This window comes from Thalassospira sp. MCCC 1A03138 (assembly GCF_002115785.1).
Lineage (GTDB): Bacteria > Pseudomonadota > Alphaproteobacteria > Rhodospirillales > Thalassospiraceae > Thalassospira.
In genome coordinates this window covers 101423-127124 of sequence record NZ_JFJY01000010.1, presented here as the reverse complement: position 1 = coordinate 127124, position 25702 = coordinate 101423, and the positions used below count along the sequence as shown (strand labels likewise).

The window sequence follows — 25702 nt, the reverse complement described above, 5'->3', positions numbered from 1 at the left end:
TCAGGCACCTTAACTGATGACCTTTGATTGTATTTTCACGGACTTAACTTATAATTCTTCGCTACGACCACTTGCATTCAGGATGTATTCCCGGGCATATTCTTTCGGATATGGTTGGGGATGAGCCATGTGGTCGGGGTCACACTAAAAGCCTGTTGAACAGGATTTCAAAAACCGCTTGCTGCATGGCGCAATCAACGTTTGAAAGGTCAGACGTTGCAGAAGCGCACAAACACGTTTGCGCCGGGGACAGAACGGCAGGGAAAACCGCTTACAACGCCGCAGTCGAGCATATGGCTTGACTGGGCCAAGGGCGACGATTGCACAAATTACAATATTTGCAGCGTCATCCGGTTCGAAGGCGATCTTGATATTGCAGCCCTTTACAGGGCCATTGTCCAAACCGATCAGGAAAATGACGCTCTGCGTCTGCGCTTTGCTTCAGAAGGCGGCAAGCCGTTTCAGATCTTTGCCGATGACTACCGCGAAACCGATTTCAGCGTCATCGATTTAAGTTTTACCGATGATCCGGTTCTGATCGCCAATAACGAAGTCGAAGAAATCCGCCGACGGCCACTTGACCCGGAAAACGGATATCATTGCCGCCATCGCCTGTTGCAACTGGGCACGGGACGTTACTGGTGGGTTCGGGTTTATCATCATCTGGTCTGTGACGGATATGCCGGGCATTTGATGGCGCAACGCGCGGCGGAAATTTACAGCGCACTTAAAACCGGTACTGCCGTGCCCGAAAGCACGTTAGGGTCCTATGGCGAATTTATCGCAGCTGACGCGACCTATCCCGAAACACCGGCCTATCAACGTGATCTTGCCTATTGGCAGGAACGCCTGCAAAACGATCACGCGATCACGCGGTTTTCATCGGACAAACCATCCGGAAAACTGGTTCAGGCCCGGCTGGAACAGACGCTGGATGGACACGACCTTTCCAGACTGATCCACACGGCCAAAGCCTGTGGCACATCGCCCACCGCGATTGTCATGGCCACCTATTTCATCCTGCTGGGTCAGGTCACCCATATCAAACAACCGACCGTCACAATGCCGCTTCTGAACCGGATGGGGCGGACTGAACGCCAGACACCGGGTGCCTTTTCCTATATCGTACCCTTCGATGCCGATTTGGGTAAACACACACGTTTTTCGGAACTGGCCAGCGATATCTTTGCCCGGGCACGTCGCGATGTCCGTCATATGCGCCTTGGCGCGCCGCGCATGCGTGCAGCACGTCTGGGTGCCCGGGGTCTTTCGGGCGGCGGTGCCTTTTTCAACAGTCTGGACGGCGCAGAACCCTTATCCTTTGCCGGGCTGGATACACGCCGGGTCAATATCTATAACGGGCCAGTCACCGATCTTGGCCTGATCTATATGATGCAGGCCATAAGCCCAGACCGGCAGGAAGCCGAAATCATCTGGCAATATGACACCGCTTGCCACGACGTTAAATCCGTTACGCGCATCGCCGAACGTTTCCGTTATTTCCTGTCCCGCGCACTGGACGACCCGGAACAGGATATCGCGGCCATCGCCGCACCGCCGATGAACGAGCTTGCCATTATCCGCACGCTTGAAACCGGCCCGACATTCACAAGGTCGGCTCCGGTACGGCTCATTCCCGAACGCATCGATCATGCCATTGCATCACGCCCCGGCGATGTCGCCCTGATCACCGAAGATGACCACGAAGTCACGTTTGCAACGCTGGGCCATATGGCCAATGCCGTCGCCCACCACCTGAAACAATGCGGCATTGCACCGGGCGATTTTGTCGGGATGAACATTTCCCCCAGTGCGCAGCAAACGGCCGCTGTGATCGGTATCCTGAAATGCGGGGCAACCTGTGTGCAGCTTGATCCGTTGCAACCTATCGCGCGCAATGCGTCGATGACCCGCCATCTTGATTGCCGTCTGGTTCTGACTGACAGCACCGATACATGGCACAAAATCGGCGACACCTCCATCACGGTAAACGATATCAATGCCGTAACCGGCATTGACGGCAGCATCACCTTTGAAAATATCCATGCTGATATTTGTGGCGACGATATTGCCTTTGTCTTCCATACATCGGGTTCGACCGGGCAGCCAAAACCGGTTCCCGTTCATCACCAATCCCTTGCCGATAAAATCGACGTCGCCATTGCGCAATTCGGTATCGGATCACATGAAAACGGCAACCCTGAAATAATGGGTCTTTTCCCGTCGCTCGGATTTGATCCCTGGATGCTGCAATTCTGCGTCGGGCTGATCCGTGGCCATCGCATGTGGCTGATGACCCACGCGATACTCAGTGACGGGCATAAATTCTGGAACGGTGTGGCACGACATCATGTCACCCACATCATGTCGGTCCCGTCATTTTATGAAAGCGTGATCGATGCCGTTCCGGCAGATGGCGCTTTCAAATTGCGCCGTCTGATCACGGGCGGCGAAATCATGCAGCCAACACTCGTCCGCAGGATTTATTCCGCGTTCGAAACCGTCGATATCTGGAACTGCTATGGCCCGACCGAGGCGACAATTCATGCCGCCGTGTATCTGATACCAAGCCCCCCCCAAACCAAAAGCATCCCGCTCGGCCGCATCGACAAGGGTGGCTTTGTCCGGATACTTGACGAAGACGGAAAACGGGTACCGCTTGGCGTCCCGGGCGAGATTTACCTTGGTGGCGCAGGCCTTAACCGCGGCTATATCAATATGCCGGACGTGACGGAGAAAAAATTCGTCACGGATCCGACGGGCGAGACCGATGAAACCTTTTATCGCACTGGTGATCTGGTTTCCTGGGGCGAAGACGGGTTGCTTTATTTTCACGGGCGCACGGACGAACAGGTCAAAATTCGCGGGCAACGCATCGAAATCGGGGAAATCGAATACCAGCTTTCGCGCGTGTCCGGCGTCGGACGGGCTGCGGTATTGCATGTCAAAACCAATCATGGTGGCGAACTGATCGGTTATCTTCTATCCAACGCAAACCCGTCGAAACGCCCCGACGCAGCAACCGTGCGCGCAGAACTGGCGCGCCACCTGTCCGATGCGGCCGTTCCGACCCGCATTGAATGGGTGGAAACGCTACCCCTCTTGCCGTCGGGCAAAATCGACCGCAAGGCACTTGCCGAATTCGCCCGAAACCCGGATGGCAAACAGCCTGTTGCGTCCAAAGCATCGCCCCCTGCATCCAGCAAACCCGATCAGGCGCGCATCCATCAACTGGCCGGTAAAATTGCCAGGATATGGATGGAGCTGATCGAAACAGACGAAATTGAATTTGACACCAACCTGTTTGAAGCTGGCGCCCATTCATTGCTGGTACCGCGCGCCCAGTTTGCCCTGTCAAAACTCGCCGGGCGCAACATTGCATCGGTGGAAATATTCCAGCACCCGACCATCAATTCCTTCGCACGTCACCTTTGTGCGGATGATCAACATGCCCCCGAAACCCCACAAGCCGAGCCGGTAAAGCCCCAACGCAATGTGTCTGAAAATCACGACATTGCGATTATTGGCATGGCGATGCGCCTGCCCGGCGCGAATGACCGCGACGCATTCTGGTCGATGCTTGAAAACGGTATCGATCAGATAAAGGACGTCGATATTTCCCGGCTACGCGCAATGGGAGGCGATCCGTCGGCGCTCGAAGACGCCGATTTCATCGCCCGCCATGGGATTCTTGACGATCTCGATATGTTCGATCCTGCACCGTTTGCCATGACCACGGGCGAAACCATCGAAACCGATCCGCAACAACGCCTGCTGCTTGAAGTCGCCCTTAGCGCTCTGGAAGATGGATCTTGCGATCCGGAGCGTGATGGCCCGGTCGGAGCCTATGTCGGCGTTGGTTTCCCGACCTATCTGGTCGATAGCCTGCGTGATCGCCTGCGTGCCCGCCCCGATGCGATCCGGTATGGCATGACAATCGGAAATGACAAGGATTTCGCAGCCACACGGCTTGCCTACAAGCTGAACCTGACCGGCCCTGCCATCGCATCCTCGACCGCCTGTTCGACCGGACTTGTCAATCTTGCCCTGGCCGTCAATGCCTTGCGATCCGGTCAATGCCGCGTCGCTCTTGCCGGTGGGGCAGCCCTTGGGCTTAGCCCGGCTGGCGGATATTATTTCACGCAGGGCGGGATCGGATCACGAAGCGGCGTTTGCCGCCCGTTTGACAGCAAGGCAGATGGCGTTGTCGGCGGCAGTGGTGCGGCCATTATTCTTCTGAAACGTCTTGATGATGCCATTGCCGACAAGGACACCATCCATGCGGTCATCAAGGGCATCGGCATCAACAATGACGGCTCGGCAAAGGCCGCCTTTACCGCCCCCAGTGTCGATGGTCAGGCAAAGGCCATCCAGACGGCCCTTGCCGATGCCCAGATCAATCCATCGACCATCCGCTTTGTCGAAGGCCATGGCACCGCAACCGCGCTTGGCGACCCGATAGAGATCGCCGCACTGAACAAGGTTTATGCGAAAGCCGATGCAACGCCAACGCATCCGATCTGGCTTGGCTCGGTCAAGGGCAATATAGGCCATCTGGACAGTGCTGCCGGAATTGCAGGTCTGATCAAGGCCGTATTGGCAATCCGCCACCGAGCATTTCCGCCGACCTGCCATTTCAATCAACCGAATGAAAACTTTGGTCTAGATCAGGGACCATTTCAAATAAACAACACTGCTCAACCATTATTGAATAATGAAGATGAACCGCTGCGCGCGGGTATCAGCAGCTTCGGGGTTGGCGGCACCAATGCTCATGTGATTATCGAAGAAGCACCCCGTTTCGATGAACCAGCATCACGCCAGACACAAAACGATATTCCCCAAATCCTGCCCTTCTCGGCGGCAAGCGAACCCGCCTTGCAAAAACTTCTGGAAAACACCGCAAGCTGGCTTGACCGCAATGGATCAGACATTGCGATATCCGATATCGCAAACAGCCTGTCACGGCGTCACGCCTATCGTTTCAGGACCGCCATCGTTGCCACGAACATCAAGGCTGCGATTTCAGCCCTGACCAATCCGAAATCGACCGCCCGCCATCAGGCCGTTGCCCAACGCAATATCCCTTCCATCGTCTTCCTGTTCCCCGGTCAGGGATCGCAACGACCGGGCATGGCCAAAGGCCTTTATGAAGTGGATCAAACATCGGCAAAGATGATTCGTGATGCCTGCCAGCATGTGGCACAGACGGGCGGCCCCGATGATCTTTTTGCATTGCTGACCGTTCCCGATGAAAGCGCGGCAACATCAAGCCGCATGGCACGTACCGAAATCGCCCAGCCCGCCCTGTTCATTTATGAATATGCGCTGGCAAACTGGCTGATCGAAAACGGCATTTTGCCCGCAGCACTGGCCGGGCACAGCATTGGCGAATATGTCGCGGCCTGCATTGGCGGGGTCATGTCCTTTGAAGATGCGCTTCGCCTGGTGGTGATGCGCGGTCGCCTGATGGGACAGACCGAACCGGGATCAATGTTTGCCCTGTCCATGACCGAGGCCGAAGTCGGTGATCTGTTGTCGGCCTTTGGCCCCGATCTGTCGATGGCTGCAATCAACGGCCCGCGTCAATGCGTGGTGGCGGGCAGCACCGAATGCATTGATGCGCTTGAAGAACACATCAAATCACAGGGTAAATCCGGTCGTCGGCTCGTGGTTTCACATGCTTTCCATTCACGGATGATGGAACCGGTTCTGGATGAATTCCGCCATGTCGTCGCCAAAATCCGGTTGAACGCGCCAACCCTTCCGATCCAGTCCAACCTGACTGGCAACTGGCTAACACCCGAAGACGCCACCAATCCCGATTACTGGGTTCAACATCTGCGCAATGCGGTGCGCTTTGCCGATAACATCAAGGGACTTCTGGCCGAAATCCCCGAAACGATCATGGTCGAATGCGGCTTTGGCAACACGGCAAGCCGCCTTGCCATTGTTAATGGCACAGCGACCGGCAACAGCATTGCCCTGCAACCTGCCCCCGGCCCCGATGCCGCCCGAAAAACGGATGCCGCGATCACCGGGTCAAACGCACTGGCCGTTGCGATTTCCCGGCTGTGGGTCATGGGAACATCGCCCGATTGGGATCGGGTGAACCAAACCCGTGATGCCCATCGCATTCCGTTGCCGACCTACGCCTTTGACCGACGCCGCTTCTGGCCGGAGAGGGCAACCACCGTGAACGCCGATCCCAAATCTATCGCCGTTGCCGCTGCCCCGGTGGAGGCCACATTGCCCCCGGCACAAAACCCGGCACAAAATACGTCCGATGCCCAAACTGAAACACACGCGCAATCCGCCATTCTTGCCGTCTGGCGCGATATGTTTGGCGATCCGGCAATCGGCCCCGATGATGATTTCTTTGAACTTGGCGGGGACTCCTTATTCGCCGTGCGGATCGCAACACGGCTTTCCGAAGTCCTGACTGCCGAAATTCCCGCCGCCGTAATGTTCGAAGGCCGCACTGTTTCAGGTGTTGCCAACCTGCTTGCATCCTTTGAGACAAACAGCCCGCCGACCAATGCCCGATCCGCGCCAACAGCAACGGCAATAGCAAAACCGGCCACAACAGCCCCCCGCCCGTCACGTGAACAGGGAGTTCTGTGATGAATACCGATCAGCTGTCACGCCGCACACAAACCGCGCGCAACCTGCTCGACAAACTCCGTCAGCGCGACATTGTGCTAAGTCTGCATGCCAACGGGCACGATCTTTGTTTTGATGCACCGACCGGTGCATTTGATGATGCCCTGAAATCCGAAACCCGTGACCTGAAGGCCGAAATCCTAAGCTTGCTGCGTGAACCTTCCGATGCCGAAAGTCATGACACCAAAGCAGGTCCGATCCTCAAATCCTTCCCGGCCCATCCCGCCATCGAAGGCCAATGGATTGCAAGACGTGACCAACCGGCAAGTGCCAATTACCATATCGTTACAGGCATCACCCTTCCCAAAGGAACCGGTTTCAATGCGGTCCGCGATGCGATTGCCTCCATTGTCAAACGCCATGATGCCCTCCGGTCCACCTTTGTCGAACAGGACGGGCAGCTGATCCAGCGCGTGCATGCCGATATGCCGGTCACTGTGCGCAAAATCGACACCACCCGAGAAATCCGCCATGATCTTTTTGATCTCGCGACGGGTCCTCTGGCCCGGTTTGGCTATATCGAACATGACGACGGAAAAGCCCCGCAACTGGCCATGGCGATCGATCATCTGTGCTTTGATGGCCAATCGATCATGTTGCTGCAAAAAGAGCTTCTTGCCATCCTTGCCGGAAACACGCCCGGAAACGTACCTGATATCGAAAAACTTGTGCGCAATGCACATCGCAATCTGGATCGGGAACGCGGCGAAATCGCGCGGAAATTCTGGTCGGCACGAACCGATAAACTGTTATCTGCCGGGCTGCCTGACGACCCGGCAGCAGAACGGAATGGCGGCGGCAAACGCCTTCTGATCAAACTGACAGGCGCTGACGCCGACGCTTTCGCAAAGCTTGCCAGCCATACCCGCAAAACGACCCAGACCACACTCTGGGCGTCGCTCACCATCGCCGTGATCGCCCGGCACAAGGAAAACGGCACAGCCATAATCGGGCTGCCCTTTGCCGGTCGCAGGGACAAGGAAACCATGCAGTCGATGGGCTGCTTTGTGAATGTCCTGCCCGTCGCGATCAAACCGGATATGGCAGATAATCTTGATGCCCTGACCAGACAGGTCGGGCACGAAGTTCTTTCCATGCTTGACGTGCAGGATTACCCCCTGTCGCGCCTGATGCATGATCTGACACAGGCGGCACAGGGCCCGACCGGCCTGCCATTCGATGCCGTCCATGTGATGGAATCCAGCGACAGCCCCTTCGTGATCGAAGATCTCGACTTCGGGGCGGGCAAATTCCCCCTGATGGTCGGCATGACGAAAAACGGCGCGGAAACATCTTTGGCCGTCGAGTATCAAAGCAACATCTATGGCGAAGCATGGATCGAACGTTTTGCAAAACGTTTCCTGACCTTTGCGCGTGCGCTTGCCCAAAACCCGGAAATGCCGCTTGGTCTTGTGGATATTCTTCCAGAAGACGAACGCGATCAACTATCCATCTCGCTCAACGATACCGCATCGGATTACCCGCGTGACTGCGACCTTGGCGAATTGCTCGCCCGGCAGATCACAAACCCGGCCAATGCGGGCAAGATCGCCCTGCAGGATCGCGATCAGAAAATCACCTATAGTGCTTTGGGGCAACGGGTCGCTGCCATTTCCACAGGGCTTGATGCCCTTGATGTTGCACCCGGCTCAGTTGTAGCCCTTGCTGCAGATCGTTCGCTTGATGCGATTATCACCCTTCTTGGCATTGCCTGGCACGGTGCGGCCTATCTGCCGATTGATAAGTCGCTGCCTGCCGATGCCATTGCGACCCTGATGGAAGAATGCGGGGCCAACGTTCTTTTGTGCGACAACACCGAATTTGATCGCCTGTCGGGCATTTCTGGTCGCGTTCGCATCGCACATCTTCCCGACGCCAACGCAACATCAAATGCATCCTTTGCCAAACGTGCGGGCGATGATCTGGCCTATGTCATGTTCACATCGGGCTCGACCGGTGCGCCCAAAGGGGTGCTGATCCCCAACCGGGCTGTCGCCCGTCTGGCTGTGAACAATCGGGCGCTTGCATTTGATGACACCGATGTCATGGCACAGGCCGCATCGCTTGGTTTTGATGCCGCAACTCTTGAAATCTGGGCACCGCTTCTGAATGGCGGCAAACTGGTTCTGATCGATAACGAAACCCTGTTTGATCCGGCAGCCCTTCGCAATGCCCTTGAAGATGGCGGTGTCACCACCATGTGGCTGACCGCAAGCCTGTTTAACCGTATCGCCGATGATGCCCCGGGTTGCTTTGCCCCGCTCAAAAGACTGCTTTCCGGGGGCGAGGCACTAAGCCCCACCCACCTGCAAAAAGTCATGACCGCCTGCCCGGATCTTGCCCTGATCAACGGCTATGGCCCGACGGAAAATACCACCTTCACCTGTATCCACCCGATCACGCCGCAGGACGTAAAATCGGCAACCATCCCGATTGGCCGGCCGATTGGCAATACGCGCACCTATATTCTTGATGCCGGCGGGCAACCCGTTCCGACCGGGGTCTGGGGTGAACTTTATGCCGCGGGCGACGGGCTGGCTCTTGGATATTCCGGCGCGCCCGAACGCACCGCCAAGGCATTCGTCACGTTCGATCATTTGCCCGAAACCCGCCTTTACAAAACCGGCGACCGCGCGCGCTGGCGGGCGGATGGCGTGATTGAATTTGGTGGCCGTCGTGACGGGCAGGTCAAAATTCGCGGGCACCGGATTGAAACTGCCGCCATTGAAAAACGACTGAGCCAGATTGACGGCATTCGCAATGCCTGCGTGATGCCGGTCGGCAGTGGTGCCGATGCCTTCCTTGGTGCCGCCATCGCCGCCGATCAGGATAGCAGCAGTACCTGGATGCAAATCCTTGGCCGTAATCTGCCCGATTACATGATCCCCGAACGGTTTGTCGTGCTGGATCATCTGCCGGTCAATGTGAATGGCAAAGTAGATCGCAAACAGCTTCTTGGTGCTCTGAAAGATACGGCACCACTTGCCCCCCAAACCGGCAACGCCAACAGCAGCAGCGAACTCGAACAGATCGTCGCCAACCATTTCAAATCCCTGTTTGGCAACCGCGACATCACCGCATCGTCGGATTTCTTTGCATTGGGCGGACACAGCCTTGTCGCCATGCGCCTTGCCGGGTTTCTCGAAAAATCCACCGGCATCCGCCCGAAACTTCAGGATATCTTTGTCGCCCGCACAGTCGGCGGGATCGCAACCCTGCTTGCCGACCATAAACAGGATGGCAGGCAATTTCTGATCCCCAAGGCAGACGGTCCGAAATTCCCGCTTTCAAGCGGACAGGCCCGTCTTTGGGTCCTCCAACGCATGCAGCCCGACATGGCGGTTTATTCCGTCCCCGCCGCGTTTGAAATCGATGGCCCGATTGATGCCGATGCCCTGCAGGCCGCCCTGCACAAATTGGAAGAACGGCAACATGCACTGCGTCTGCGTTTCAAATCCGATCCCCATCATCCCGATGGCGTCAGCCAGTATCTGGCACCCGCCGGTTCATGGATGCTTGGCCGCCACCAAATGGACGAAGGCCCCGCCCGCCTGTTCATCGCGCGCGAAACCGTCCGTCCCTTCGACCTTGAAAACAAACCATTGGCAAGGGCCGATCTGATCACGCTCGCCCCCAACCGTCACTGGATGCTGGTTTCCCTGCATCATGCGATTTGCGATGGCTGGTCGATGCCGACATTGCTGCGCGATCTTGCCGCCCTTTATGCCGAAGAAACCGGAACAGCCCCCCCTTCGTTGCCATTGCTTGACCGCTATTACGAGGATTTTGCAAGCTGGCAACACAGCTATTTATACTCAGCCGATGGCAAGGATTTGCTGGCCCGCTGGAAAAAACGGCTGTTGCCCCTGCCCGAACCGCTGGCCCTGCCAACGGACCGGCGCCGGCCAAAAATCCGTCGTTTCGCCGGTGATTTCCATGAAACGGCCTTTGGCGAAGACACCGCGCGTCTGATCAATGATGCGGCGGACCGACACGGTACAACCGCATTTTCCATTCTGACCGCCTTGGTCCAAATCCTGATGTACCGGCAATGCGGGCAGACAGATATCCCGCTTGGCATGCTGGTGGCGGGCCGCGAGCAGACTGCCCTTGATGACGTGGTTGGCTTCTTTGTGAACACCGTCGTTCTGCGTCAGAATGTCGATCCGGATGCCGGGTTTGACGACCATCTGACCCAAACCGGCAAAACCATCATTGATGCCCTGTCCGATCAGGCCGCCCCGTTCGAAAATGTGGTTGCCGCCGTCAATGCCCCGCGCGATCCTGCCCGCAATCCGCTGTTTGATGTTTTGGTCGCATGGCAGGATAGCATCCCCGACCTTGGCAAGCTTGGCGATGCAGAACTCTCGCTTCTGAAAACCGAATTCCCGTTCTCGAAATTCGATCTTGCGTTCTATTTCAGCAAACGGAACGACGCCCTTCTGTGCCAGATCGAATTTGATACCGACCTGTTTGACAAATCCACCATTCAGGCAATTTTCAACCGGCTTGAAATCCTTGCCGGCGCCGCCCTGCCCAAACCATCGACAATCAAAATCGCCGAATTGCCGATCCTGCCGGCGGACGAACGCGCCCGGATTGATCAATTCAATGCCACCGATCTTGACCTTGCGATTGAACGCAGCATTTCCGAACCGTTCCTTGATCAGGTCCGCGCCACGCCAACCGCACCTGCGGTTATCGGAACATCTGAAACCCTAAGCTACGAACAATTCACCCGTCGTGCCGCCGGGATTGCCGCAAAACTGCGCGCGGCATCAATTGGTCCGGGCGATGTGATCGGCGTTGCCGTGCGGCGGTCGGTCGATATGCTGGCCGCCATTCACGGGATCCTTCTATGTGGGGCGGCATATAGCCCCCTTGACCCGGATCACCCCGAACAGCGCCGCAAGGATATGCTTGATGATCTTGGATATCCGCGTGTCATCACTACCGGCGATCTCGCCCATCTGTTTGACGTCGACAATGTCCTGATCATCGATGGCACCGAAGATGCCGATATCCCTGATGCGATCAACGCACCCGATGACCTTGCCTATGTGCTGTTCACATCCGGCTCGACCGGTCGCCCGAAAGGTGTCGAAATCGCCCATCGCGGTGTTCTGAACCGTATCCTCTGGATGCAGGACGCCTTCCCGATTGGCCCTGATGACGTCATTTTGCAGAAAACCCCGATCACATTCGATGTGTCGGTCTGGGAACTGTTCTGGTGGTCATGGACCGGGGCGCGCGTTGTCCTGCCCGATCCGGGTGTTGAACGCGATCCGCAACAACTGGCCCAGACCATTCGCGATCATGGCGTCACCACCATGCATTTCGTGCCTTCGATGCTGGCAAGTTTCCTGTTCTCGGTCGAACACGGGCTGGTTGATATCGAAAACCTTGGCAGCCTCAAACGCGTTTTCGCAAGTGGCGAGGCACTTGATCCCGCACTGGTAAAACGCTTCAACGATCTGCTGTTTGATCGCTTCGGGACCGAACTGCATAACCTTTACGGCCCGACCGAGGCGACGGTGGATGTCACCTGGCATGCCTGCTCGCCGCTTCATAATCCCGATATCGTTCCCATCGGCAAACCGATTGCCAACACCACCATTCGCATCCTTGATGACAAACTGGGCGACATGCCGATTGGCGTCACCGGTGAAATCGTGCTTGGCGGGCCGCAAATTGCACGCGGCTATCGGAACCGCCCGGAACTGAGTGCCGAAAAGTTCCCCGATGATCCCCGCAATCCGGGCCATAAACTGTATCGCACCGGTGATCTGGGCCGCTTCCTTGCCGACGGGTCGGTTGAATATCTTGGCCGGATCGATCATCAGGTCAAAATTCGCGGCTTCCGCATCGAATGCGGCGAAGTCGAAACCACGATTGAAAGCCATGATCTGGTTGAACGCGCCCTGGTCAAGGCAGTGCGGGTTGGCGACCTTGATGAATTGCATGCCTTTGTACTGGGTGACGGTGAACTGACCATTGGTGTCCTGCGCGATCATCTGCGCACCCGCCTGCCCGAATATATGATCCCGGCACGTTTCTTTGCCCTTGATCACCTGCCTCTCACCAGCAGCGGCAAGGTCGACCGAAAGGCCCTTTCGGGGACACCGATGGCAGGGTCGCCAAAAGTCGCCAACCGGAAATCAAAACCGGCTATCGCGGCAAAGTCGGATGCCGACAACCATGACCTGGCAAATCTGGAACGCGTTCTGCAACGGCTGTGGCAGGAAATCCTGCCCGGTGTGATGGCGGATCGAGAAGACGGTTTCTTTGATGTCGGCGGCAATTCGCTTTTGCTGCTGCGCCTGCATGAAAAAATCAATGCCCGCTGGCCCGGAGAGGTCAGCATCGCCGATCTGTTCGCCAGTGCCACCATCGCACGTCAGGCCGAACTTTTGGCCGGACTTGATATCGCAACCGATGATCTTGCAGCGGCACAAGGTGCCCAGCTTGCCACCGACGAACCGATTGCGGTAATCGGCATCGGTCTTCAGCTTGCCGGGGCGGATGATATCAATACATTCTGGTCGGACGTCGCCCGCGGCACGGATCGCGTGCGTCCGCTTCCGCCCGAACGCGATCATGAAACCCGCGACATGATGGCCGCCATCGGCCGTCCGGTTCCGGCCCACTTCCGCGAAGCCGCCTATCTTGATCGCATCTTTGATTTCGATCCGGGCCGTTTCCGCATGGCACCCGCGGATGCCGCCCTGATTGACCCGGAACAGCGCCTGTTTATCGAAACCGCCCTGATGGCGATGGAAAATGCCGGTTACGGCGGGCAGGCCCTGCGTGGCAAAAAAGTCGGTATTTTTGCCGGTGGCGGGACAAACCCGGCATGGCGCGTTGCCATGGAACATGTTGCGCGTGACAAGGCCGAACAGGTCTTTGCCCTTAACGTGCCCTCGAACATGGTCACACGCCTGTCCTTCCTAAAGGACTGGCACGGTCCGGCAAATATCATCGATACCGCCTGCTCGTCATCCTTGGTCGCCGTCCATCAGGCCTGCCAGAATTTGCGCAGCGGCACATGCTCCATCGCCCTTGCCGGTGGCGCAAAACTGATCCCCTGCCCGCCCGATGCGGACGGCGGCTTTACGATTGATTCTTCCACCGCCCGCACCCGCGCCTTTGACGACAGCGCCGATGGTACCGGCATGGGCGAAGGCAGCGTCGTCTTTGTCCTCAAACCGCTTGGCAACGCCATCGCCGATGGTGACCCCCTCCATGCCATCATCCGCGGCAGTGCCGTCAATCAGGATGGCGCCTCAAGCGGGGCGGCCGCCCCCAACCCGGCCATGCAGGCCGATGTCATCCGGCAGGCCGCGCAAACGGCGGACATCGAACTGGGTTCCATATCCTATATCGAAGCCCACGGCACCGGCACATCGCTTGGCGATCCGATTGAAATCGATGGCCTGACCCGTGCCTTTGCCGGAAGCACGGATGAACATGGCTTTGCCCTGATCGGCTCGGCCAAGGGGAATTACGGCCATCTTGACGGGGCGGCGGGGGCGCTTGGCCTTGCCCGCGCCATCATGGCACTCCGCTTTGATCAGGCCCCGCCACAACCCTTCTTTGAAATCCCCAACAGCCGGATTGATTTCGCCCGTGCCCCGGTGCGCCCGACCAACCGCCTTGAACCCTTGGCAGATCGCGGCGCGCCAAAACGCGCCGGTGTCAGTTCGTTCGGGTTAAGCGGCATCAACGCCCATGTGATCCTTGAAGCCGCCCCAAAACACGCGGCAAATGCAAAGGATGAAACCTCGCAAAACGGAACCTTCATCCTTGCCCTATCTGCGGCCAACGAAGCCGCATTAACCGACTATGCCACCAAGCTGCATCGCGCCATTGCCAGTGACACCGGCCTTGCTGTCCACGACATCTGCCACACGCTGGCAACCGGGCGCGACCAGCTAAGGCATCGCTTCGCCGTTGCGGTTTCGGATCGCGACAGCCTTCTGAACGCCCTTGCGCGATTGATCGCCGGTGACATGGAAAATTGCGCAGCCCCCAAACCCGCCGCTGGTGCATTACCCGTTTCTGCGGTTTCGCACGATCCCGCCGATGCTACGGCCAATGCGCGCCAGTGGCTCGAAGGGGCCAATCTGATCTGGCCCGACGACATGCGCGCGCGCCGCGTGTCCCTTCCCCATGCACCTTTTGCGAAAATCGTTTGCAAACCGGTCTTTGGCGACACCCGGGCCCCTGATACCACCATCATGACCGGCCCGGTCGAAACCGAAAGGGGCCGCTGCTTTGCCATTCCGGTCGCCTCCCCGTCCTTCTGGCCGACAAATGAACATCACCTGAACGGACAACCGACACTGGTCGGCATGGCGGTTCCCGCCATGATCGCAACAGCGGCCCGAAACGGGACAGGCGACCAAACCGTTCATATTTCCGACCTTAAATGGCAAAAGGCCCTTCTTCCCAATGCCCTGCCCGATGGTACGGCAACGCTGTTGCTGGGAAATGACGGTCATGTCGAACTGGGTGGCCGTCTGAAAAACGGCAAATGGTCGGTCTTTGCCACTGCGCGCTGGGCCAATGACACGCCGGAAAATAACCGGACTGACAATTCGCCGTCGCTCGACCATGCGCGCGCAAAATGTACCCTTACGGCCAATATCGCCCCCTATGCCGCTCAGATCGGGCCGATCACGATCAGCGACCGTTGGGATTGCCGGGTGTCCATGCAATACAGCGCGGACGAAACCATGGCGATGATGCATCTGAAACTGAAACCGCAATATCATGCCGACCTGCGCGACTGGATCATTCATCCGGCCATGGCCGATATTGCATGCAGCATGATTCTGACGGCCGAGGATAATGGCTCTCTCCCCGTCGGCATTGACGAAATCACGCTGCACGCGCCATTTAGCGGCGATATCATTGTCTGTGCCGAACGTCGTCATCCGGGCCAGGCCGACTTCACCTTCTTTGATGCCGACAGCCACAAACTGCTTCTGACCATACGCGGCACTCGTTTCTCGGGGGATGGTAACGGCAAAGCCGCATCCGCCATGCCGGAACTGCTCGAAATTGACTGGTTGCCGGGCACGGTTGAAATGCAACCGGTTCCCGAAAACACCATCATGATTGCCGATGGCGATTTCTGGCCGATCCCGCCTGCCTGCCAGCGCGTCCATCCCGATATGCTCGGCAAGGATATGCTGGCAAAGGCACAAAACGTCATTCTGGCGTTGCAGCCGGGCGAAGATATCGCCCTTCGCACCGCCCGATGCCTGCGCGATATCCTGCGCTCGATGCGCGGACGGATGCGGCTTGTCGTTGCCGGAAGCGGTGCCTATCAGATCGACAGCGATACCATTCCGGCCTCCCCGGATCGAAGTGCCGCTGCCGGTGTTGCCATCGCGGTGGCCGCCGAAGAACCGCGTCTTGCCCTTTCCTTTACTGATATCGCACCGGCTGATTTCATCACGCATATCGGTGGTGAACTGGCAGCCGAACCGGGCCGCGATCCGGTTTCGGTTTATCGCAATCAGGTCCGTTATCGCCGCAAACTGCGCCCGATTTCAGGGCACGATAACCTGCCACAACCCAACTGGCCCGATCACGGCGTCTGTGTCGTGACCGGCGGCACCGGCGGCTTTGCCTTGGCCCTTGCCGATGAAATGGCTTTGGGCGGCAAAATCGCGCTTGCCCTTCTGGCGCGTCGCGGCGAAACCGGCCTTGATGACTTTGCGCAGTCTAAACTGGCCGACCTGCGCGCCAACGGTATTAAAGTATCAATCCACACCTGCGACGTTGCCGATAAAAACGCCCTGTCCGATACCCTTGCCACGATCCGAAATAGTCTTGGCCCGATCACCGCCATCGCGCACGCCGCCGGGCTTGCCGATGGTGGGTTCCTTGCCGTGCGAGACATGGACGCGTTCGACGCCATCATGGCGGCCAAAATCAAGGGGGCCCGTCATCTTGACGCCCTGACCCTTAACGACCCCGTGCAGGCCTTTGTCATGTTCGGCAGCCTGACGGCCATCGTCGGTGTGCCCGGTCAGGCGGCCTATAGTGCGGCCAACGCCTTCCTTGACGGATTTGCCCGTTACCGCAGGTCACAGGGCCGCCCGGCACTGACCATCGACTGGTGTGCCCTTGCCGATCAGGGCATGGCGGCGCGCCACAATGTACCGCTTCAGGACGGGGCCGCCATCACCCCGCAACAGGCTCCGATCTTCTGGCGCGATGCCATGTGCAGCACGGCCGCACAGCTTGTCGTGCTTGATCCGGCCCTTGCCGGTGAAACAGCCGAACAACCGGCAAAACCCGTGACCACACCGGCATCTGTATCCGTCACGGCAACGGATATCTCGCAAAAGATCGCGGCCATATGGGCCGAAACACTCGGCTATGATGCCGTCACCACGGACGATGATTTCTTTGCCCTAGGCGGCGATTCCATCACCGGCATGCAGATCGTTGATCGCATGAATGCCGAACTGAAACTGTCGCTGGCGATTTCGGACCTGTTTGCCGCACCGACGGTATCCGATCTGACGGCCCAATTCGCCCCGTCACCGGCGGGTGATGTCAGCACACCTGAAATATCCGATCATCGTGACGCGATATTGGACGAAAAGGCCACTCCTGCGGAAAAAATTGCAAAAATCTGGGCCGAAATTCTTGGTTATGATACCATAGACCCGGACGAGGATTTCTATGCCCTGGGCGGCGATTCCATCACCGGCATGCAGATCGTTGATCGCATGAATGCCGAACTTGCCTGCAATATCGGTCTTGCAGATCTGTTTGAAACCCCAACGATCACCGCCCTGGCCGCAAAAATATCGCCATCCGTTGAAACGGCGGAACTTCCCCAGTCATTGGCAAATCCCCCAGCCGAAGAAACATCTCTGCCATCGGCATCAAAACCCGTAAAGGCAGCAACAGAAACCGGGATCGAAACCGATCCGCGCCGCGCGCCTGAAATGGAATTCTATCCGCTGGCCCCCGAACAGGTTTCCGTTCTGCATGCCGAACATAGCGGCAATATGGGTACGGCCTTCAACCTGCCGCATGCCTTCATGCTTGATGAAAGTATCGATCTTGATCGCCTGCACGATGCCATCACCCGCTTGACGGAACGTCATGAAATCCTGCGTACCCGCTTGATCGCCAATGGCGATGACTCGGTCATGAAAATTCTGCCACTTCATGATGCCCTGCCCGATCTGACGCTGATCGAACTTGATGCTTCCGTATCGCTTGAAGATGTCGGTGCGGACCTTGTCATGCCGTTCGATCTGGCAACGGAAATCCCCGCGCGCTGGCGTCTGATCTGCGCTGCCAACGGTCAAAAGGCACTGTTCTTTGATATCCATCACACGGTTTGCGATGGCTTTACCATTGAAATGCTGCTGGGGGATTTGCTGGCCCTTTATCGTGGGCAGGTCTTGCCCCCACTCCCCTATCAGCTTCGCGATTACGCGTATTGGAGCCAGCAACCCGAAAGCCTCAAGCGGCTTGAAACTGCACGTGGTTACTGGCTTTCCCTCTATCAGGGACCGCTTCCGAAACTGAATCTGCCGTCTGATCGCAGACGCCCGGCCTTCCACAGCTTCAGGGGCGAAATCGTCGCATTTGATATTGATCCGGCCTTGCTGAAATCGGCCCGCAAATTCGCATCCGATCAACGCGTCACCATGTTCTCACTGATGATGGCAACATGGTTTGCCGTGCTTGGCAGGATCACCGCAACCGACGATCTGGTGATCAGCGTCCCGGTCAACCAGCGCGACGGGACGGGTTTCCGCAATGTGCCGGGCATGATGGTATCGCTTTTGCCGCTCCGCATGCAGATTGCCAATGATGAAACCTTCGCATCCCTACTGCACAAGGTGCAAAACCATCATATCGATGCGCTGCGCCACCGGGCCTATTTCCTTGATCTGCTGCTTGATGATCTCTCGCCACCTGCCACCCCCGAACGCACCCTGCTGTCCGAAATCTCCCTGTCTTACATGAACTATGCGCAGGGCGATTACGGACCGGATGATCAGGCCAAAGCCATGCTCCCCATCGGCCTTGGTCGGCAGCAATGCAAAAACGATCTGGCGATCTTTGTCCGTGATCTGCCCGAACGAATGTCCATCTCGTTTGACTATTATGCCGATATGTTCGATCAGGCGCGCATGATCGAACTCGGTCACATCTTCACAAAAACCCTGCAAAAACTGGTTACGACGGAAACTACCGCAAGAACCATACCGATTGCCGATCTTGATCTTCTGCCCGATGATCAGAAAACAAATATCGAAATCTGGGAACAGGGTCCGCAACCGGAAACCAGCCTTGATGCGGACACGAATGCCGGAATCTTTGCGATATTCGCCAATCAGGCCTCTGTCACCCCCGATGCCCCTGCCATCCGCGATAACAACGGCACATGGAGCTTTGGGGAACTGCATGCCAAGGCGCGCGCCATTGCCCATTGCCTGCAAACCGCCGGGGTCAAACCGGGCGATCTGGTTGCGGTGCATATTGAACGCGGTCGTCCGGCCATTGCGGCAATTCTTGGGATTACCGCCATCGGCGCGGGATATGTCCCGCTTGATCCGGCCTATCCGGCAGCACGCAATCAATTCATCCTGTCAGACAGCCGCGCCAAACTGGTTCTGGTTGACGACATCGGATATGACGCGCTTGATGCCCTGTCCGAAACCGGCGGTCCATCCGCGCAACGGATCAATATCGCGGGCATTGCCCCGGCACCGGCGGACTTCACCCTGCCCGAACTGATCAACCCGGACAGTTTGCCTGCCTATATCATGTATACCTCCGGCTCGACCGGAACGCCCAAGGGGGTTCTGATCGAACAGGGGGCCGTGCGTCGGCTGGCGTCGGGGGCGGATTACGCCAAAATCGTTGCCTCTGATGTGGTGGCACAGGCGGGCCCGCTGGCATTTGATGCCTCGACCTTTGAAATCTGGGCGCCCCTGCTGCGCGGCGCCAAAATCGCCGTCATTGACCGTAATGATCTCCTTGATCCGGCCAAACTCGGCGATGCCCTGTCGCAATTTGGCGTTACGAAAATGTTCATGAGTGTCGGCCTGTTCAACCGTCAGGTCGATCATGATCCCCAAACCCTTGCCTGTCTTGAAATATTGATGATCGGTGGGGACGCGATCAGCAAACAGCATGTCCGCACCTTCATCGCGGCCTGCCCACACGTCAAGGTTCTGAATGTCTATGGCCCGACCGAAAGCACCACCTTCGCCGTTGTCGGCCCTATCACCGAAAATGATCTAGCAGGCGATACCGACGCCACCATCATCGGCAAACCCATCGCCCATACCAAAACCCTGATCCTTGATCAGAACGGTCAACGCGCGCCCGTCGGGGTCTGGGGCGAACTGATGATTGGCGGGGCGCGGCTGGCCCGCGAATACTGGCAACGTCCCGACCTGACCCGCGAACGGTTCATCCCTGATCCCGATCAGCCCGGCCAACGGCTTTATCGCACCGGCGACCTTGCCCGCTGGACCCGCGATGGTCGGATCGAATTTGGCGGCCGCCATGATAATCAGATCAAATTGCGTGGCTTCCGTATCGAACTGGATGAAATCGAACAGCAGCTTCAATCCGCGCCCGGCATCAAAAATGCCGTTGCCCTGTTTGATGCCAACGCGCCTGACGGCGGTACCATCATCGGCTGTATTCAGGCGACACAGGATCAGGATATCGATATCCCTGCCCTGATGATGTGGCTTGGCACACATCTGCCCGGCTACATGATCCCGGCAAAATGGCATATCGTCGATACCATCCCGATCACCGCCAATGGCAAGGTGGATAGAAAGGCGCTACTCGAAACGGTGCGCACATCAAATGCGATGGCGCTTGACGGCGGCATCGACATCCCGCCCGCCACCCCGGCAGAGGAACTGGTTTGCGATATCTTTACCGAGGTGTTCGCAAGCCCCATCCGTAACCGGCACGCAAGCTTCACCCAGCTTGGCGGTCACAGCCTGATGGCGATCCGGATCGTGAACCGCATTACGGACCGAACCGGCAAACGCATCAGCATGGCCGACTTCTTTGCCGATCCGACGGTCGCGGGGCTTGCCCGCCATATCGAAAATGCCACCCTCGATATCGCCGCCACCGGCAATGGCCAAATCCCGCCCGCACCGGAAATGGAATATTACCCGGCCAGCCACGCGCAAAAACGGCTTTATCTGCTCTCAACGATGGACGGCAACAGCGGTGCCTATGGCATGCTTTATGTCTTCCGCTGTACCGGTGATTTGCGGGCCGATATCCTGCAATCCGCCCTGACCCGTCTGGTGGACCGTCATGAAACATTGCGCACGGGCTTTGCCGAACAGGACGGCACGATCACGCAGAAAATCCACGCCACCACGCCGCCTGCCGTCGCGTTTGATGATCTTTCCGGTCATGGCGATCCGGCCCGCGAAGCCCTGCGCCTGACCCGGCTTGAGGCCGCAACACCGATCATCCTTGATCAGCCGCCGCTAATCCGCGGGCGTGTGATCCAGGTGGCGGCAAATGAATGCCTGATGATCCTGATGACCCATCATATTGTCGGCGATGGCTGGTCTTCGCGCATCCTGATCAACGAACTTGGCGCGCTTTATGATGCCGTTCTTCATGAACGGAACAATGCCCTGCCGAAACTTCCGATCACGTACAAGGATTTCGCCCATTGGCAATCCGGGCAGGATTGGGCGGATGCCGCCGATTACTGGCGTCAACAGCTTGCCAACGCGCCGGAACAGATCAATCTGCCAACGGATCGCCCTGTGCCGGAAAAACAATCCTTCCGCGGGGCACATGTGCATCTTGCCCTGCCTGATGATGTTTTATCCGGCCTGCATCGGCTTGCCAGCCTGAACAAAACAACCCTGTCATCGGTGGGCCTGTCGCTGTTTTCCGCCATGCTCTATCGCCTGACACGCCAACGCGACATGGTGATCGGCATGGGCGTTGCCGGGCGCGAACGCATCGAAACCGAAGGCCTGATCGGCTTCTTTGTCAATGTCCTGCCAATCCGTATGCAGCTTGACGATGATACCGATCTTGTCGATCTGATCCGTGCCACCCATGTCAATATTGCCAATGCGCTGGACCGGCAGGATTTCCCGTTTGATGAACTGGTCCGGGCCGTCGCGCCAAAACGCAAATCCAACCGTCAGCCACTGGTCAATGTGGTGTTCGAATATCAGCGCTTCGAAGCCGTAAGCGGATTGGCGCAAAACGGCTGGGCTCAATCCGGCCTGCCGATGCTTGCCCCCGATGCCGACGGCATACTGCCATCCAACATGGATGCCTTTGTCGATAACACGACGGCCAAACATGACATCATTCTGTTCCTGACCGAAGAAGCCGGTCAGGCACGCTTTACGCTTGAATATGACACCGATCTGTTTGATGCGGAAACCATGCGGCGCTGGTTGGCATTCCTTGGCAAATTCGCCGCAGCCGCCGCACAAAACGCCCAAAAGGACGCATAATGAAAATCGCCGATTTCGATTTTGAAACCCTCGATACGCCAACGCCCGGTATGGATGGCACACCCGATGTTCCGCCATCGGCAACAACCGGCAGCATCATCGACCGGTTTGCGTCAATTGCGGCGTCTTACCCGCATCGCATCGCAACCCGCGATGAAACCGGCGAAATCAGTTATGTTGACCTTGATCGTCAAAGCAATCGTATAGCGCATTTCATTGCCGGTCTCGCCCTGCCGACCGGCTCGCTTGTCGGTGTGATGACCGGGCGCAACCGCCATTACATCGCAGCAACCCTTGGCGTCCTGAAGGCAGGCTTCGCCTTTGTGCCGCTTGATCCGAATGTGCCGCTGATCCGCCGCACCACACTGGTCCGCAATGCAGCGCTACCGCTGATCATATCCGAAGGCGCTCATATCGGCGATCTGCACCAGTTGCAGTGGCGCTGCAAAACCGTCACCAACATTCTGTGTCTTGACCGTGACGATATCGATACCCTGACGGAAAATCACGGCTCCCTGATGTCGGTCGAACTGTGGGATCATCTGGCGGGTGACGATGCCGATAACATTCTGGCTGGCGGCTGGAAAAGTGCCTTTACCGGCCAACCGATTGCGCAAAGTGCGATGGATGCCTTTGGCGCAAATGCCCGCAACAAGGTCGCCGGTCTGGTATCGAACAATGCCCGGGTGCTTGAAATCGGCTGCGCATCCGGCTTCACCATGAAACACGTCGCCCCGGTGGTCGGCACCTATGTCGCGACCGATCTGTCGCGCCGTAACGTCGAACGGACCGAGGCCCTGGCGATCAATCTTGGCATGACGCATGTCATCGGTCGGCAGCTTGGCGCGCATGATATCGATGTTTACGAACCGGGTTCGTTCGACCTGATCGTCATGAACAGCGTCATCGAAAACTTCCCCGGTTACGGTTATCTGCGCACGGTCCTGACAAAGGCAAAAACCCTGCTGGCACCGGGCGGGGCGATTTATCTTGGCAATGTATGGGATGCGGATCGCCGCGATGATTACCTTGCCGATCTGGCCCGGTTTGCCCGCGAGACGGTGGGCAAAGGCTACAATACCCGGCTTGATTTCCTCGAAGACCTGTTTGTCCCGCAATGCTTTCTTGAAGACTGGGCACGCGAACAGGGCGGCTTTGCCGCCAACCGATCCGCCATCGATGCCGACGGGTTCGATCCGGCCCCCTACACATTCGATTTCGTCCTGACATCGGATGCGGCAAAACACCCGGTCGCACCGACGAAGCGCCGCCACGATCTGGCTGCGCTCAATGCCGCAAACGATCAACACCCCGCAACCGTCACATCGGCAAACGATCTTGCCTATGTCCTGTTCACCAGCGGCACCACCGGCACGCCCAAGGGCGTCATGATCGAACATGGCTCGGTTGTAAACCTGGCACAATCCGTTCTCGATACACAGTTAAAACCGATCGGTGCCGATGATCCGGACCGCGTCCTGAACCTGACCTGTATCGCGCCCTTTGCCTTTGATGGCTCCATCGTTCAGATTTTCGCGGCCATCCTGAACGGGCATTGCCTGAACATCACCGGATCGGCCACACGAAGCGACCCCGAAGCCCTGCATGACCTGATGGTCGCCAACGCGATTGATCAGCTTGACGCAACGCCAAGCCTGTTTTCCCTGCTGCTTGATTACTGGGAAGAAAATGGGTTTTCCTGCCCGGCAAGGATGGTGGTTCTGGGCGGCGAAGCTGTTTCCACCCGACTGGTCGAACGTTTCTTTGCCCTGCCCGGCCAGACTGACCGCAAACTGGTCAATGCCTATGGCCCGACAGAATGCTGCGTTTCATCGGCGCAATATGTGATGACCGCGCACAACCATAAACAGATTCTGCCGCCCCCCATCGGCAAGGCCATTCAGGGCGTTCATATTGAAATCTGCGATGATATGGGCCGCCCGTTGCCCGATGGTGTTCCGGGTGAAATCCGCATTGGCGGAGCCGGTGTCGCGCGCGGTTACCTGAACGATCCGATCCTGACCGCGCAGAAATTTGTGACCGACCCCAACGGCAACCGTGTCTATCGCACTGGTGATATGGGGCGGCGGCGCAGTGATGGCGAAATCATTTTCCTTGGCCGCGAAGACGGTCAGATCAAGGTTCGCGGCAACCGCATCGAACTGGGCGAAGTCGAACATGCCCTGCTGACACATCCCCATATCCGCCGCGCGGCCGTGGTCGCCCATGACCGCCATCAGAACGGCAATGTTGTTCTGGTCGCTTACGTCGTCACCGATGACGATGCCCATGCCTGTTTCGACATATCTGCATGCAGGGCAAAACTTGAACAGGCCTTGCCGAACTATATGGTGCCCAGCCACCTGATCACGATGGATGACCTGCCGCTGACCGTAAATGGCAAGATCGACCTTTCGCGCCTTCCAGTCCCCGAAAACACCGATCAGGTAACGGGCGTCACTGCCAAGCCGCTTGGCAGTGACCATGAAAAAACCGTCGCCCGCCTGATGGGCGAAGTCCTTGATTGCACCATCGATGACGCCACCGCCGATTTCTTTGAACTCGGCGGCCACAGCGTCCTTGCGGTTCAGTTCCTGTCAAAAATCAACAAACTCACCAACGTCAAAATCCCGCTGGGTGATCTGTTTACCTGCGCCTCGGTCGAAAAACTCGCCGCCCGCATCTCCGAACGCGAAAACGCCAAGCATGTCAAAAGCCCGATTGTCACCGTCAATGCATCGGGCACCAAACCACCGATGATCTGCTTCCATCCGGTCGGCGGCAATGTGCTGTGCTATCAAAACCTTGCCCGTGAATTCGGCCCTGATCAGCCACTTTACATGGTCGAAGCCCAAGGTCTCGAAGAAGGCCAAAATTTGCAGCCCACGGTCGAGGAAATGGTCGCAACCTACATGCCCGCCATCCGCCAGACCGTTCCCGACGGCCCGATTCATGTCATCGGCTGGAGCTTCGGCGGATTGCTGGCCTTCGAAGCAGCGTTTCGCATGCAGCAGGGCGGCATTGATGTGCGCAATATCATCCTGCTTGATGCGATTGCCGTGCCCGATGCGGTCCGCGCCATATTGCGCAAGGGCGAGGCCGAATATCTTGCCGATATCTTTGCCGAGCTCGGCCTTGTCACGGTTGACGAATTGCGTCCGCTCACCCCCGAAGAACGCATCGACCTGTTGCTCGAACGCGGCAAGAATTGCGACCTTCTGCCCGACGAGGCAGATCGCGGCACCATGCGCCGCCTGCTCGCCGTGTTCCAGAATAATGCGCTCGCCGCCGTCCATTATGTCCCGCCAAAAATTGACGGGATTGATGTCCTGCTGCTGCGTCCGACAACCGGAACCCGCGCCGCACCCAGCATCGAAGGCGATCAATATAGCGGCTGGCAAAAGGTCGCGGGCGACAATCTGACCCTTGAATGGGTCAGCGGCACCCACGGATCGATGATGTTCGATCCCCATGTGATCGAAGTCGCCGAACGCATCCGCCTTCATATTGAAAAATCGAAATGA

Annotated in this window: 3 protein-coding genes; all 3 read left to right on the top strand. The window is 57.6% G+C overall.

The annotated features are described in order from the left end of the window. Positions 1-216 precede the first annotated feature (216 nt). From TH468_RS18470 to TH468_RS18460, 3 genes are read left to right on the top strand one after another with little or no spacing between them, the layout of a single operon-like run. Positions 217-6624, top strand: coding sequence for a non-ribosomal peptide synthetase/type I polyketide synthase (locus tag TH468_RS18470; RefSeq protein WP_168177188.1), 6408 nt, complete (start codon positions 217-219; stop codon positions 6622-6624). Next, complete coding sequence (locus TH468_RS18465; RefSeq protein WP_085646016.1) at positions 6624-22178, top strand: non-ribosomal peptide synthetase; 15555 nt, start codon at positions 6624-6626, stop codon at positions 22176-22178. Before TH468_RS18470 ends, TH468_RS18465 begins: the two co-directional genes overlap by 1 nt. Beyond that, a complete protein-coding gene (locus TH468_RS18460) occupies positions 22178-25702 on the top strand; it encodes an alpha/beta fold hydrolase (RefSeq protein ID WP_085646015.1) in 3525 nt (1174 codons plus the stop codon). The genes TH468_RS18465 and TH468_RS18460 overlap by 1 nt, the downstream gene beginning before the upstream one ends.

Coding starts and splice junctions, on each gene's coding strand:
- TH468_RS18465 (WP_085646016.1), top strand. CDS start 6,624: ATGAATACCGATCAGCTGTCACGCCGCACACAAACCGCGCGCAACCTG.
- TH468_RS18460 (WP_085646015.1), top strand. CDS start 22,178: ATGAAAATCGCCGATTTCGATTTTGAAACCCTCGATACGCCAACGCCC.